At 63.7% G+C, this 15,008-nt stretch carries 11 protein-coding genes and 2 tRNA genes; 9 read left to right on the forward strand and 4 right to left on the reverse strand.

Features of this window, described 5'->3' with window-relative positions:
- Positions 1-166 precede the first annotated feature (166 nt).
- The 3 genes from AC5J09_RS16790 to ppdK all read left to right on the forward strand — a co-directional run bounded on the left by AC5J09_RS16790 (position 167) and on the right by ppdK (position 6,519).
- Entirely contained in the window at positions 167-2,176 is a 2,010-nt protein-coding gene (locus AC5J09_RS16790; protein ID WP_494298050.1) for a chromosome segregation SMC family protein, read from the forward strand.
- Positions 2,177-2,207: 31 nt separating this feature from the next.
- Positions 2,208-3,626, forward strand: a complete 1,419-nt coding sequence (locus tag AC5J09_RS16795) for a coiled-coil domain-containing protein (RefSeq protein WP_494298919.1) — start codon at positions 2,208-2,210, stop codon at positions 3,624-3,626.
- Between the two features lie 196 nt (positions 3,627-3,822).
- Positions 3,823-6,519: a pyruvate, phosphate dikinase gene (ppdK, locus tag AC5J09_RS16800; RefSeq protein ID WP_494298051.1), complete on the forward strand. Its 2,697-nt coding sequence runs from the start codon at positions 3,823-3,825 to the stop codon at positions 6,517-6,519.
- Between the two features lie 41 nt (positions 6,520-6,560).
- Here the strand turns inward: ppdK and AC5J09_RS16805 are convergent, their stop codons facing one another.
- Together AC5J09_RS16805 and AC5J09_RS16810 are read right to left on the reverse strand one after the other, a co-directional pair.
- Positions 6,561-6,809 carry a hypothetical protein gene (locus tag AC5J09_RS16805; protein ID WP_018094472.1) on the reverse strand — a complete coding sequence of 83 codons (249 nt, stop codon included), beginning with the start codon at positions 6,807-6,809 and terminating at the stop codon, positions 6,561-6,563.
- 168 nt (positions 6,810-6,977) lie between these two features.
- A complete protein-coding gene (locus AC5J09_RS16810; protein ID WP_100674560.1) occupies positions 6,978-7,367 on the reverse strand; it encodes a hypothetical protein in 390 nt (129 codons plus the stop codon).
- Between the two features lie 294 nt (positions 7,368-7,661).
- Between AC5J09_RS16810 and AC5J09_RS16815 the strand changes: the two genes are divergently transcribed.
- Positions 7,662-8,570 (forward strand): DUF1499 domain-containing protein, encoded by a 909-nt coding sequence (locus tag AC5J09_RS16815; protein ID WP_494298052.1) that lies wholly within the window; start codon positions 7,662-7,664, stop codon positions 8,568-8,570.
- A 53-nt stretch (positions 8,571-8,623) separates the two neighbouring features.
- On the opposite strand, the gene AC5J09_RS16820 is transcribed toward AC5J09_RS16815, so the two are convergent.
- A complete protein-coding gene (locus AC5J09_RS16820) occupies positions 8,624-9,532 on the reverse strand; it encodes an MBL fold metallo-hydrolase (RefSeq protein WP_494298920.1) in 909 nt (302 codons plus the stop codon).
- 233 nt (positions 9,533-9,765) lie between these two features.
- Between AC5J09_RS16820 and AC5J09_RS16825 the strand changes: the two genes are divergently transcribed.
- From AC5J09_RS16825 to AC5J09_RS16835, 3 genes are all read left to right on the forward strand, one after another.
- Positions 9,766-9,840 (forward strand) — tRNA-Gln (locus AC5J09_RS16825).
- Between the two features lie 337 nt (positions 9,841-10,177).
- Positions 10,178-10,774 (forward strand): hypothetical protein, encoded by a 597-nt coding sequence (locus AC5J09_RS16830; RefSeq protein WP_494298053.1) that lies wholly within the window; start codon positions 10,178-10,180, stop codon positions 10,772-10,774.
- A gap of 343 nt (positions 10,775-11,117) precedes the next feature.
- Positions 11,118-13,736: a DUF3772 domain-containing protein gene (locus AC5J09_RS16835; protein ID WP_494298054.1), complete on the forward strand. Its 2,619-nt coding sequence runs from the start codon at positions 11,118-11,120 to the stop codon at positions 13,734-13,736.
- A gap of 84 nt (positions 13,737-13,820) precedes the next feature.
- On the opposite strand, the gene AC5J09_RS16840 is transcribed toward AC5J09_RS16835, so the two are convergent.
- Positions 13,821-14,234 carry a hypothetical protein gene (locus tag AC5J09_RS16840; protein ID WP_018094479.1) on the reverse strand — a complete coding sequence of 138 codons (414 nt, stop codon included), beginning with the start codon at positions 14,232-14,234 and terminating at the stop codon, positions 13,821-13,823.
- A 278-nt stretch (positions 14,235-14,512) separates the two neighbouring features.
- Here AC5J09_RS16840 and AC5J09_RS16845 point away from each other — a divergent pair.
- A tRNA-Pro gene (locus AC5J09_RS16845) sits at positions 14,513-14,589 on the forward strand.
- A 193-nt stretch (positions 14,590-14,782) separates the two neighbouring features.
- The gene (locus AC5J09_RS16850; protein WP_100674558.1) at positions 14,783-14,926 is read left to right on the forward strand and encodes a hypothetical protein; all 144 of its coding nucleotides are present in this window, start codon (positions 14,783-14,785) and stop codon (positions 14,924-14,926) included.
- The last annotated feature ends 82 nt before the right edge of the window (positions 14,927-15,008 follow it).

The following is a 15,008-nucleotide window of genomic DNA, read 5'->3' on the forward strand; positions in this document are numbered from 1 at the left end:
CCGGGCATCTCCCCCACAAGGGGGGAGATTGGCAGGTGGCAATGTCTCCTTCAACCGCTGGTCTCGTATGCGGGGCTTTGCTCCTTGCCGATCTCCCCCCTTGTGGGGGAGATGCCCGGCAGGGCAGAGGGGGGTATGCGCCGCCGTCCACCCCAGCGTGTCCCTCATGAAATTCACCCGGCTGCGCCTGCTCGGCTTCAAGTCCTTTGTCGAACCGACGGAATTCGTCATCGAGCGCGGCCTGACCGGGGTCGTCGGACCGAACGGCTGCGGCAAGTCCAACCTCGTCGAGGCGCTCCGCTGGGTGATGGGCGAGAACTCCTACAAGAACATGCGTGCCTCCGGCATGGACGACGTGATCTTTTCCGGATCCGGCAACCGCCCGGCGCGCAACACGGCCGAAGTCGGCCTTTACCTGGACAATAGCGACCGCACCGCGCCCGCAGCCTTCAACGACAGCGACGAGATACAGGTGACGCGCCGTATCGAGCGCGAGCAGGGCTCGGTCTACCGCATCAATGGCAAGGAGGCGCGCGCCAAGGACGTGCAGTTGCTGTTTGCCGATGCGTCCACCGGTGCGCGCTCGCCCTCGATGGTGGGCCAGGGCCGCATCGGCGAGCTGATCGCCGCCAAGCCGCAGGCGCGCCGGCAACTGCTCGAGGAGGCGGCCGGCATTTCCGGTCTCCATTCGCGCCGGCATGAGGCGGAACTCAGGCTGAAGGCGGCCGAAACCAATCTGGAGCGCCTCGACGACGTCACCTCGCAGCTCGAAAGCCAGATCGAGAGCCTCAAGCGCCAGGCGCGCCAGGCCAACCGGTTCAAGATGCTGTCGGCGGAAATCCGCCGGCACGAGGCGATCCTGTTCCATACCCGCTGGGTGCAGGCCAAGGAAGCGGAGGCCGAGGCGACCAGCCAGCTGAACCAGATCACTGCCCTCGTCGCCGAGAAGGCGCAGGCGCAGATGGAAGCCGCCAAGGCTCAGGCGATCGCGAGCCTCAAGCTGCCGGAACTGCGTGAAAGCGAGGCGAAGTTCGCTGCCGGGCTGCAGCGCCTGCAGATCGCTCGCGCGCAGCTCGAGGAGGATGCCGGCCGGATCCTGCGCCGCCGTGAGGAACTGCAGCGGCGACTGGCGCAACTTGCGGAAGACATTGCCCGCGAAGAGCGGCTGGTCGCCGACAATGCCGGCATTCTCGCCCGCCTCGATCAGGAGGAGGAAGATCTGCGAGACGCGTTGGCCGAGGCGGATGATCGCGGCGCTCAGGCGCGTGAAAGGCTCGACGAGGCCAATGAAAAGCTAGCGGCGAGCGAAGCCGGTCTCGCCCGCATTACGGCCGAGCGCGCCGAGGCGCAAGCCGCGCGCAACCAGATCGAGAGAGCGCTGCGCGATCTCTCCGAGCGGCAGGCGCGCCTTGCACGCCAGCTTGCGGATCAGGGGCGCGAAGTCGACGAGCTTGACGGTCAGATGGCGCGACTCCCCGACCCGGACGAAAGAGGGGGCAGGTGGAGCTTGCGGAGGCGGCGCTGGAGGAGGCCGAGGCCGCCGTCGCCGCCGTCGAAGAGAACTCGCCGAGGCGCGCGCCGACGAAGCCGCCGCGCGCCCGCCCGTCGACGAGGCCCGGGCGCGGCTGAACGGCATCGAGACGGAAGCGCGAACGATCCGGCGCATGCTGGAGGCGGCCGGCGGCAGCACCTATCCGGCCGTCGTCGAGGAGATGAAAGTCGAGCGCGGCTTCGAAACGGCGCTCGGCGCGGCTCTTGGCGACGACCTCGATTCGCCCCTGGAACAGGCGGCGCCGGCGCACTGGCGCATGCCCGGCGACGATGCGAACGATCCCGCATTGCCGGCTGGCGCCCTCCCTTTGATCGATTTCGTCCAGGCACCGGAGGCGCTGAGACGAGCGCTCCGGCAGATCGGGATCATCGAGAGCGACGAGGAGGCGGAGCGACTGCTGCCGCTCCTCAGCACCGGCCAGCGGCTGGTGACGAGGCAAGGCGCCGTCTGGCGGTGGGACGGCCACGTTACCGGCTCGGAAGCGCCGAGTGCTGCGGCCCTGAGGCTCGCCCAGAAGAACCGCCTTTCCGAACTGGAAGGTACAGCCGAGGAGGCGAGCGAGGCATTGCTGAAGGCGGAGGCGCATCTTGCCGCTGCCGGAGCGCACATCCGAGCCGAGGATGAGCGGCTGAGGCTTTCGCGCGAGGCGCAACGCATGCTTGCACGGCAGCTCTCCGAGGCGCGCGATGCCTTGGCAGCCGCCGAGCGGGCCTCCGGCGATCTTGCCCGGCGCCGCGCGGTGCTTGCCGAGACGAAGCTCCAGATCGAGGGGCAGGCCGAGGAGATCGCCGAAGAGATCGAGGCGGCCAGGCAGGCCTCTGCCGGTCAGCCGGATCTTGCAGAGCTCGACCTGCGGCTGAGCAATCGGACGGCCGAAGTCGCGACCGACCGTGCGGCGGCGGCCGAGGCTCGCGCCGCGCATGACGGTCTCGCACGCGAAAACGATGGGCGCCTCAGGCGGCTTGCGGCCATCGCCGGCGAGCGAGAGACCTGGGCAGCGAGGGCGGCGAGCGCCGAAGATCACATTGCGACGCTTCGCGAGCGCGAGGCGGAGGCGCGCGAGGAGGTCGAGGAACTGCTCGATGCGCCTGACGAGTTCGACGACAAGCGCCGCGCGCTGATGAACGAGCTGCAAAAGGCGGAGGCGTCGCGCCGAGAGGCGGCCGACAGACTCGCCGAGGCGGAAAACCACCAGCGCGAAGCGGATCGCCAGGCCGCCATCGCGCTCTCGGAGCTGGCAGAGGTACGCGAAAAGCGCGGCCGCGCCGAAGAGCGGCTCGTTTCTGCGCGGGAGCGGCGTGTCGAGATAGAGGCGCGCATCCTCGAAGCATTGTCCTGCGCCCCCCATGAAGTGATGCGCCTTACCGGCCTCGGCCCCGACGAAGGACTGCCGGATATGCGCAGCGTGGAACGGGAACTCGAGCGGCTGAAGATCGAGCGGGAAAGGCTCGGCGCCGTCAACCTGCGCGCCGACGAGGAGCAGAAGGAGCTTTCGGAGCGGCTCGCGGCGCTGCTCAAGGAACGTGACGACGTCATCGAGGCGATCCGCAGGTTGAGGAGTGCCATCCAGAACCTCAACCGCGACGGCCGAGAGCGGCTGATTGCCGCGTTCGACGTGGTCAATGTGCAGTTCCAGCGGCTTTTCACCCATCTCTTCGGGGGCGGCACGGCGGAACTGCAGCTCATCGAAAGCGACGACCCGCTGGAAGCGGGGCTCGAAATCCTTGCCCGGCCGCCCGGCAAAAAGCCGCAGACGATGACGCTGCTTTCCGGCGGCGAGCAGGCGCTGACTGCCATGGCGCTGATCTTTGCCGTCTTCCTCACCAATCCGGCCCCGATCTGCGTTCTCGATGAGGTGGATGCGCCGCTCGACGACCACAATGTCGAGCGCTACTGCAACCTGATGGACGAAATGGCGGCCTCCACCGAGACCCGCTTCGTCATCATCACCCACAATCCGATCACCATGGCCCGGATGAACCGCCTGTTCGGGGTCACGATGGCGGAGCAGGGGGTCTCGCAGCTCGTCTCGGTCGACCTGCAGACGGCAGAGCGGCTGCGCGAAGCCGTCTGATGGCGACCCTCCAATTTGGTGCACTGCAACAAAATCTTCGCCGAGTGCATTTTCAGGCCGGAGCATATACTGTAGATGGTCTGGAGCGGGGTGAGGAAAAGTGCGTGCGCTTTTCCGCCCGAATCCCGCTCTGACTTCTTAGATTCGATCACGTTCATGATTTTAGGTCGGCGACTGTTTCGGGTGGAGAACAGGCATGGCGAAATGGGTATATACCTTCGGTGCGGGAGAGGCCGAAGGGGGCGCGGAAGACCGCGACCGGCTGGGCGGCAAGGGGGCTAACCTCGCGGAGATGTGCAATCTCGGCCTGCCGGTGCCGCCGGGGCTCACAATCGTCACCGCTGCCTGCAACAGCTATCTCGAGAAGGGCCGCTGCATGCCCGAGGGTCTGCGCGAGCAGGTCCGCGAGGGCATCGCGCGGATGGAGAAAATCACCGGGCGCGTCTTCGGCGATACGAACCGCCCGCTGCTTCTGTCGGTCCGTTCCGGCGCGCGCGCCTCCATGCCGGGAATGATGGACACGGTCCTGAACCTCGGCCTCAACGATCAATCCGTGCATGCGCTCGGTCACGACGCCGGCGATGCGCGCTTTGCCTGGGACAGTTACCGCCGCTTCATCCAGATGTATGGCGATGTGGTGATGGGGGTGGACCACGAGGTTTTCGAGGAAGTTCTGGAGGACGAGAAGGCGCGCCTCGGTCACGAGCAGGACACGGAGCTTTCCGCCGTCGAATGGCAGCACGTGATCTCGCGCTACAAGGAGGCGATCGAGGAGATGCTCGGCGTGCCTTTCCCGCAGGACCCGGAAATTCAGCTCTGGGGCGCGATCGGTGCCGTCTTTTCGAGCTGGATGAACCCGCGGGCCATCACCTACCGACACCTTCACGGCATACCGGCCGGCTGGGGCACGGCCGTCAACGTCCAGGCCATGGTCTTCGGCAATCTCGGCAATTCGTCGGCGACGGGCGTCGCCTTCACGCGCAACCCGTCGACGGGCGAGAAAGAGCTCTATGGCGAGTTTCTCGTCAATGCTCAGGGCGAGGACGTGGTCGCCGGCATCCGCACGCCGCAGAACATCACCGAAGCGGCCCGCATCGCGTCCGGTTCGGACAAGCCGTCACTGGAAAAGCTGATGCCGGAGGCTTTTTCCGAGTTCGAAAAGATATGCAACGCGCTCGAGCGCCACTACCGCGACATGCAGGACATCGAGTTCACGATCGAACGCGGCAAGCTTTGGATGCTGCAGACGCGTTCCGGCAAGCGAACGGCCAAGTCGGCGCTGAAGATCGCCGTCGACATGGCCGAGGAAGGGCTGATCTCGAAGGAGGAGGCCGTGGCGCGCATCGATCCGGCTTCGCTCGACCAGCTTCTGCATCCGACGATCGACCCTCATGCCCGCCGTGACATTATCGGTTCCGGCCTGCCGGCCTCGCCGGGTGCCGCCACGGGCGAGATCGTCTTCAGCTCCGACGAGGCGGTGCAGGCGGTCAAGGAAGGCCGCAAGGTCATCCTCGTTCGCGTCGAGACGAGTCCTGAAGACATTCACGGCATGCATGCGGCTGAAGGCATACTGACGACCCGCGGCGGCATGACCAGCCACGCGGCGGTCGTCGCGCGCGGTATGGGTACGCCTTGCGTATCGGGCGCCGGCAGCATCCGCGTCGATCAGCGAAACGAGCTCCTGATCGCCGCGAGCGTCACGCTGCGGAAGGGCGACGTGATCACCATCGACGGCTCTTCCGGTCAGGTGCTGAAGGGCGAGATCCCCATGCTGCAGCCGGAACTTTCGGGCGACTTCGGCAAGATCATGCAATGGGCCGACGCAAGCCGCCGCATGACCGTGCGCACCAATGCCGAGACGCCGGCGGATGCGCGCGCCGCCCGCTCCTTCGGCGCCGAAGGCATTGGACTCTGCCGTACGGAGCACATGTTCTTCGAGGATGACCGCATCAATGTGATGCGCGAGATGATCCTGGCCGAAGACGAAGCAGGGCGGCGGGCAGCACTTTCCAAGCTTCTGCCCATGCAGCGCTCCGATTTCGTCGAGCTCTTTTCGATCATGCACGGCCTGCCGGTCACGATCCGTCTTCTCGACCCGCCGCTGCACGAGTTCCTGCCGAAAACCGACGAGGAAATCGCAGAGGTTGCGCGCGTGCTGACGATCGATCCCGCGGAACTTCGTCAGCGGGTCGATGCGCTTCACGAGTTCAATCCGATGCTCGGGCATCGCGGTTGCCGACTGGCGATCTCCTATCCGGAGATCGCCGAGATGCAGGCGCGCGCGATTTTCGAGGCGGCGGTCCAGGCTGCCCGCGATACCGGCGCTGCCGTCGTTCCCGAGATCATGGTGCCGCTCGTCGGCCTGCGCGCCGAGCTCGATTACGTCAAGGCGCGGATCGAGGCGGTCGCCAAGGAGGTCGTCGGCGAGGCTGGCGTGAACATCGACTATCTGATCGGCACGATGATCGAGTTGCCGCGGGCGGCCCTCAGGGCGGACACGATCGCCGAATCGGCGGATTTCTTCTCTTTCGGCACCAACGACCTGACGCAGACCACCTTCGGCATTTCGCGCGATGACGCGGCCCTGTTCCTGGCCACCTATCAGCAGAAGGGGATCATCGAGCAGGATCCCTTCGTCTCGCTCGATTTGGACGGCGTGGGCGAACTGATCCAGATCGCGGCGGAGCGGGGCCGGCGGACCAAGAACGGTTTGAAGCTCGGGATCTGCGGCGAGCATGGCGGCGATCCCGTCTCGATTCGGTTCTGCGAGGAAGCGGGTCTCGATTACGTTTCCTGCTCGCCGTTCCGAGTGCCGATCGCGAGACTTGCGGCCGCACAGGCGACGATCAACGGCCGCGAGGTCGCCGAGGTTCAAGCTCTGGCGGCGAGCTGACGGTCGTCGACCTTGTCCGGAGTTGCGGGCCGTCTCGCCGGTCAGTGCCAGTAATAGGGGCCGCGCAGGAAGACGTCGTTGTCGTACCGGAAAGCGCGCGCTTCCGCGCGACGGTCGAGATCTATGCGCTGCAAACAGTTCGCGAACGCATCCGTGCCCCTTCTGAAGCCGTAGGAGGCGCATGTATTTTCGTCTCTCGCTCGACGTTCCTGCGGCGACATCGACTGGCACGCGGCAAGCACCAGCCCCACGGCCGCAAGGCCAAGCAGTCTCATGGTCATCGTCGTCATCCTTGCCTCCTGACCGGCACCCATTCGCGGGGACAGAGTCCGATGGCATTCCGCTGGACGACAGGCATGATAATGCAACGCATAAGACGAAATCCGTGGGCGCGATTCAACTCGTCGACATCATGCGCCCGTTGCGCATAGCTGGTCAATCGCCCCACGGAGTGCGGTTCAGATACGCTCGAGGACGCCGACGAAGGAGTTGGCGAAGCTCTTGAGACCGGCGGTGTGCTCGCTCGGCTGCTCGACGCGGATGGTGGTGCCGTCCTGAGCGAGACAGATGAACAGGATGATCGGTGTCTTATCCTCCGCCTGGCCGTGGCGTATCGCGGCGATCGTCACGCAATCGTCGACGAGACCGGAAGCCGGCAGAACGAAGAGCAGCTCGGCGCCGATGTCGTGAGCCACCTTATGTGTGAAGCCGACGAAATCGTCCTTGTCGCCGGAAAAGCGATCGAGCGAAAGCTCCAACTCGAGAAGTGCCATGGGCATCGCGGCTTCGCCGACCGGGGGCGGAGGGGCGGGGATGGCGATCTCCATGGTAGACTGCTGTGCGGCCATGATGTCTCTCCGTTGATTTGCCGCGCCTCTTGCCGGCGACGACGGCCGATGCCTCCAAATGCTACAGCGCCGTGTGTCCGGCCAAATAGTAAACCTGAATAGGTGGTTAACGAGAATGGCAAATTTGCGGCACCCGTGTGAGTGGCGCCGCCATATTCGCCGCCCGCATTCTCTCTTTGGCCTCCATGGGGCGATCTCCATCGCCGATGGGGGAAAGATACGGGGTTTGCACTACCCGAGCCATGGTCTAAGAAAGGCGAGGTCCTTTTCCGCCTCGGGGATTGATTCCGTTAGATGATTGTCCGGTACGAGCGTCCCTATTCCTACGCGGCACATTGGGCGCGCCGCATCGCCCGCATCGCCTTCATCGTTTTTCTGCTGTCGCTGCTGTCGCATCGTTTCGGTCCTCTGACGACGCCGCACTTTCTGACGCTGGCGTTGATCGCCGGGGGCTTGGCTCTCCTTAGCGTCGTGCTGGCAACGGTCGGGCTCACGCGTCTTTGGCAGGTGGCAGCGATCGGCGGGGCCGCTTCCGTTTCGGCGCTCTTCTACGCGGCGGTTCCGCTCGGGTTCCTCGGTTATGGGGCCGTGCAATACCTGACGCGACCGGCGCTCTACGAGGTCAGTACCGATACCTCGACGCCCCCGCCCTGGATCAGGACGCCGGCATCAGGGGAAAGCTGGCTCGGGCGCAAGCGTCCGGTGACGCGGGAAGACCGCGAGGCGCAGGTTGAAGCCTATCCGGGGCTTACGGGCCGGCGCTACGAAGGGGCGCTGGACCGTGTATTCCAGGGCGTGCGCAAGGTCGTCGAGCAGACGCGGATCACCATCACTGCTGAGTTCGGCGCCGACAACGCGCGGGCGGACCTCGAAGACCTCGCCGTACGACCCGAGGCAGGCGGGGATGCGAATGCCGGGCCGAACGTCATCCCCGTTCCAACCGCTCGACCCACGCAACTGGTCGACGACGGCATACCGGGACGGCGATCCAGCGACGTCGTCCTGCAAGGCGAATGGCGGAGCCTTGTGGTCGGCTTCCGATTCGACGTGCTGATCAGATTGCGCGAAGAGGCGGAAACGACCTTCGTCGATCTGCGCGTGGCTTCGCGCTACGGCCGCCATGACCTCGGCATGGGACCCATGTTCGCCGAGGAGTTCCTGCGCGACCTCGACGCCGAGCTCCTGGGGATCGCGGGCGATTAGAGAGTGCGCGCGGTTTTCTGCCGCGGATTGCGCCTTTCAGCGATCCAACCGCGTCACGCCAGCCGGTATGCGCTGGCGAGCGACGGCGGCCCCTCTGTTTCGACGCGCCCCTGCTCGATGAGGTCTTCGATATGCGCCAGCAGCGAGAGTGCCGCAGCGCCGTGCAGCCGCGGATCGGTCGAGGCATAGATCACCTTGACCATTTCGGCGATCTGCCGGTCGCCCGCACGCAGGCGTTCGAGCACCGCGCGCTCGCGCATCCTGCGATGCGCCTTCAACGCCCGCACGAAGGAGGCAGGCTCGTTGACCGCACCGCCATGGCCTGGCAGGTAGATCCGATCGTCGCGCTGGAGCAGCTTGTCGAGCGAGGCCATGTAATCGGCCATGGCTCCGTCCGGCGGCGCGACGATGCTCGTCGCCCAGGCCATCACATGATCGGCGGAAAAGACGATTCCGGTTCCATCGAGCGCAAATGCCATGTGGTTGGCCGTGTGCCCCGGCGTCGCTACCGCCGTCAGGCTCCAGCCGTCGCCTTCGACGTGTGCCCCGTCGCAAAGCGCGACATCGGGCACGAAGTCCATGTCCGAACTTTCGGCGAAGGGATTGACCTCGCCGGCATGCAGCGGCCTGGCTGCCCGGTGCGGTCCTTCGCCCACGACCATCGCGCCGGTTGCCCGGGCGAGCCTGCCGACGAGCGGAGAGTGGTCGCGATGGGTATGGCTGACGGCGATATGCGTCACCTCGCGCCCTTTGAGTGCGGCCATCAGCGCATGGAAATGTGCCTCGTCCTCGGGGCCGGGGTCGATTATCGCGACCGAACTTCGGCCGACAATATAGGTGTTCGTGCCGTGGAAGGTAAACGGACTGGGATTGTTGACCGTGATGCGCTGTACGTTCTCGGCTACGCTCACCGGTTCGCCATAGGCGGGCTTGAAATCGAGGTCGAATTCCGGAGCTTGCATGTCCTGGCCTGTCATCCACTCGGCCTCCCGCTTGCACGTCACCCTCGGGAGTTTTAGGGGCGGCGCGACCATAGGCCAAAGGCCGGGCGGAGGAAACATCGGTTCGGGCCTGAGATTGCTGCCGGACCGCGAGCGATAAATCTGCGCGCCAAACGAAGTTAAGCATTGTGAGCGCGCACGAGCTTTGCTAATCAGGCGCTCGATTTGGCGAGGAGATTACCTGCCAGTTTAGTTGGGGCGTAGCCAAGCGGTAAGGCAGCGGTTTTTGGTACCGCCATTCCCTGGTTCGAATCCAGGCGCCCCAGCCACACTTCACACCACCGAACCTATACCTTGCCGAAGATGACGGCGTGGTCGACGCGCTCGACGACAGAGCTGCCGACGGTAATTCGGTTTACCGGCATGAAAACCGAAAAGCACCGTTCTTCTGCGGCAGTCATATTCAGACGTATTTGGCGCCCCTGGGGGAATAGGTCCCAGAGAAAATGCGGGTTCGGCAGAAATCTTATACCCTTATAAGTTATATAAAATAATGCATATTTTTGGCGGTCTCATCGAGGACTGAAATGCATTTTAGTATTTATGATTGACAAGAAACGTATTCGCCTATTTCCTGTAGGTGTATTCGCGCTGGGGATAGCGAAGATGAAAGCGATTATTCTTGTCAATGTCGCACACTGCCTTGCATCGTTGATTATCGTATATGACGCGTGCGCTGGTCCATTCGGCATAGAGCAGGGGCAGAGTAAAAATGCTCTTGAACTAAGAAACGTAGCGCCACACGGCGGCATATATAATCTTCGTTCCGTTCCGAGGCGTCACCCCGATTTCGAAGTATACGCAGCAGAAATCAGCGAAAGATTTGGTGTTTGCCGTGTCAGTGCGGGATCGATGATGTTCAGGAAGGATCGGTTCGGAACGGACGTTCGATCGAAGTTCGAAGAGATTGTACAGGAACTCGAAGATATTTACGGCAGGGGAAAGCGCTTCAAGCACTTGAAGGCAGGTCCACGCTGGCATGAAAGGCGTGACTGGGTGATGTCCATAACGCAGAACGAGCGGATGCACAGTTACGAATGGTCCGTCGCGCATGGTTCGAAACTCAAGGACGGGATCAAATATATAAAGCTGAGAGTCCAGGGCATCGGCGAGGACGTATCGTTCATCGCCCTGGAATACGACTTCGAGAACCGTGACAAGTGCCTCGCAGAGAAAGCACAGAATCTCGCAAGCACCCTGTGATGGCGCAACGCCTCGCCTCCTGACGGCCGAGATTTGCGCGGCGGAAATTTCGTGAGGGCTGCCTCGGACGCGGACGGATCGAGGCGGGCAACAACCTCCTGCAATATGCCGATAATGGCTGCCGGCGAAAGCCGACGCGTCGAATCTCCGAGCGGTGTCTCGTTCGGAATGCGGCCGTCGTGCCGGCGTCTGCGAGGCGCTCCCGGCCGGATAGCCGGCGCAAATCGGCGGGGTGAGGTTGGATAATCCGGTCGGCAACCTTATGGTGCGCCTTTGCAAACCCCGGGCTCGGCTCACCGCGCTCGGCAGAGGCACGATGCAGAACACCGGAATAGGACTGATAATGACGAGCATGCGGTTCCTTCTTCGTCGCACATCCGCGACGGGCCCAACCTTCGAAAGAGCTTTGGATCAGGCCCGTTCGGTCAGCACATTGCTTCGATTGCTTCTCGTCGCATTCCTGCTGACATTTGCACCGGCTGCCCTTGCCCAGGACGGCGGCGGACAGCCGGAAGCCGGCGCAGCAGCCGATGTGCAGGGCCAGAGTAGTGCCTTACCGGAGGTGCCGCCGAAAGCCTTTCCGGAGGAGCAGGCACGCATCGATGCCTGGCAAGCGACGCTGGAGCGTGTGGAGGCCGCGCTCCAGGCCGAACGCATAGACGACGTCACTCTTTCACAGCTGCGCAGCCAGATCGCCAAGATTCCCATGCAAGCCGCCGGCCTCAAGGCAGCCCTGCAGCCGCGATTGCAGCTCGTCAATCAGCGCATCGAGCAGTTGAAGCCGGCCGACGAGCAGGCCGCCCGCAACCAGACCGAAGCGATCAAATCCGAACAGGCGCAACTACAGTCGGAGGCGGCCGGCCTGCAGGGCGTCGTCCAGCAGGCCGATCTCATCGCGCTTCGCGGCCAGCAGGATATAGACACGATCGGAGAGCGGCGGCGGGCCCTCTTTACGAGCTCCATTCTTCAGCGCTCGCAGAGCCTTGCCGATCCTTCCTTCTGGTTCGATCTGGCCGCCGCGACACCGGAGACGCTGGCAGACCAGTCCCGCGTGGTCGGGTACTGGTTCGGCGCCCTCGTCGAACGCACGGGCCGTTCGGCCGCGGGCATTCTCGTGGTCGTGATTGGCTTCGCCGCCTTTCTCCTGTCGCCGGGCCGGCGCTGGCTTACTCGGCGCACGAGCCGCGACCCTTCGGTTCTCCACCCGTCGGGGCTCGCCAAGGCGACCGCAGCGGCGGCCATCACGCTTGCGAACTTGCTGATCCCGGCTGTCGCCTTCTTCGTGCTCTACCAAGCCATGTCCATTCTGAAGGTTCTCCCGGCGGATCTGGCGACGGTCCTGCGGCCGGTCCTTTTCGGGCTGACCTTCGCATCCTTCTTTTACGGACTCTCGATCGCCGTTCTCGCACCGGAACGGCCGAGCTGGCGGCTCGTCGAGGTTACGGACACGGCGGCCGAGCGGCTGATTCCGATAATAGTGGCCATGGCTGTGGTGAATGTCGGCGGCCTTGCCCTCGACGCGTTCCTGAAGGCGACCCATGCGCCCCTCTCCTTTGCCGTCGCGGCCCAAGGCCTCGGTGCCATCGCGCTCGGCATTCTCGCCATGGTCGCGCTCAGATTTGTCGCGCGCGAAGACGATGACGAGAATCCGCAGGGAACGAGCTCGGCCTGGCGCCTGCTCATTCCGGTTACCTGGGCGGTCGCCGCGCTCACCGTTATTGCGCCGCTCGCCGGCTTCGTGGCTTTCGGACGCTTCGCCGCGCTGCAGATCGTCTTCACGACGGCGGTGCTGATGAGCCTCGTGCTGTTGCTGCGTCTTGCGGACGAGGCGATTTCCTACGGCTTTTCGGTACAGACGCGGATCGGCGGCTTCATGCGGCAGGCGATCGGCCTGAAGCCCAACACGATCAGCCAGATCGGTGTGATCCTTGCCGGCTTCGCGCGCCTGATCGTGATCATGGTAGCCGTTATGGCCCTTCTCGCGCCCTGGGGCATCCAGTCGGAGGATGTGGTCGGCACCTTCACCTCCGCCTTCTTCGGATTCGAGATCGCCGGATTTTCGTTCTCGCCTTCTGCGATTCTCGGCGCGATCGTCGTTTTCGTCGTCGTGATCGTCGCAACACGCGGTTTCCAGAGGTGGCTCGACGGCCGCCTTTTGCCGCAAACCAGCCTCGACACCGGCCTCAGGACGTCGATCCATACGGGGGTGGGCTATGTCGGCGCTGCAATCGCGGGTCTCGTGGCCTTTTCCTATGCGGGTCTCAACCTCCAGAACGTCGCAATCGTCGCCAGCGCCCTGTCCGTCGGCATCGGTTTCGGCCTGCAGTCCATCGTCAACAACTTCGTCAGCGGGATCATCCTGCTTGCTGAACGGCCCTTCAAGGTCGGGGACCGCATCGAGGTCGGCCCGAATACGGGGATCGTCCAGCGCGTCAGCGTCAGGGCTACCCAGATCCAGACCTTCGACAATGTGACCGTGATCGTACCCAATGCCGATCTGATCAGCGGCCAGGTGGTCAACTGGATGCATGGCGACTTCTCGGCGCGCCTGAAGATTCCGGTGGGGGTCTCCTATGAATCGGACCCGGAGCAGGTGCGGCGGGTTCTGCTGGAAATCGCCATGGACAATCCGCGCGTCTTGAGAATTCCGGAGCCTTTCGTTTCCTTCACCGATTTCGGGGCCGATGCACTGCAGTTCACCTTGTTCTGCCACGTCGGCAACATCAACGCCGATGCGGGGGCGGCGAGCGATATGCGTTTCGAAATCGCCAAACGCTTCCGCGAGGAAAAGATCGAAATGCCCTTCGGCCAGCGCGACATCCATCTTCGCGATCTCGCCAGCATCGAGGGGCTGGTCCGCGAGCTGTTTGATGGCCGCACCGCCGCGCCGGCCGCGGCGTCTCGGCCGGGGCAAACGCGCGCGAAACGTCGGAAGAGTGCGGCCGAGGCCGCCAGCGAATGAGTATGAAAGGCAGTCCCGGATGACGAAGCAGGCCCGCTGGCTTTCGGCAGCGGGCCCGGGGGTAGCCGAGACGGTTCGAGCTGACTATTCAGCCTTTGCGCCGCCCAAAAACTCCTCGCACCAGCTCGGCCCGTTCGGACGCTTGCGGTCGCCGGCGATCCGGATCGCGCGGATGACGTAGTCGGAGGAGACGGTCAGCTGAACGGAGCAGCTCAGATATTCCGTGCGCGCGGCAGAGATGCGCTTGCCGCGTTTGCCGTCGGCGGTCTTTTCGTATTCCGCCGGGATCCTGCGCGTCTTGTAACCGCCCTTCCAGCTATAAACGGTGTCGCCGCCCGCTTCGACGTCGGAAATGGGTGGGCCGAACTGAGCGAAGAAGGGCCCTGCCGGCTGGCCGAGCCAGCGTGCTTCGACCGCATTTCTCGTGATCCCGGTCGTCGTCGTGCAGCCGGCAAGAAGCAGCCCGAGGGCGCCCGCCGTCATCATGCGGAAATTCATGTGTCTGTCCCTTAGATATGTCCTGAAACCTGCGGCGCGGAAGGGCCGGAATCCCCGGTTTTCCTTGCAGTCCGCCGAGGCTCTAGCGCTAAAAGCTATGAAAGAAAATCGGCTCGGAGCATTGCCGCAGAGGAAATTGGAGAGCGTTGCAGAAACGCCCTATCGCTTATGAGATGGGACGTGCCGGCGGCCGGAACATTTTCACCTTCAGCGCGGTCTTTTTTGCGATAGGCGCTTGTGAAATCAAAAATGCTGTTCTATAGAGGCGCCGCTGGTCACGGAGTGTAGCGCAGTCTGGTAGCGCACCACGTTCGGGACGTGGGGGTCGAGTGTTCGAATCACTCCACTCCGACCAGCTGTAAATCTCCCCCAACCGTATCTTTTGTCCGGCTTTCTGCCGGTTTGCCGGCTCGCCCTCGCATTGCGGCGGCCGATGCCTTTGCCGCACCTTTATTGTTCACAGAGAAACGGGTTGTTCCTGAAAATCCGTCTTATCGGAGTGAACAATCGGAGCGAATATCCTTCAAACGCAAACCCGTGAGGCAGCGATGTCGAAGGAACCTATCTTCACTCTGCGCGAAATTGTCGTCTGGGCCGCCATTCTGGGCAGTGTAGTCGGCTACCAGCTTTGGAATCATGCCGATCCACAGCCGCTGACGATCGACCTCGCAACGGTCGAGCGGCGGGCCTGACCGTATTGACGGCCTCCACCTTAGAAGCGCGTGCTTGCACTCCGACCGTCTACCGATCAGAGCAGCAAAAAGGGGCCATGCG

It is taken from the genome of Sinorhizobium sp. (genome assembly GCF_059070375.1).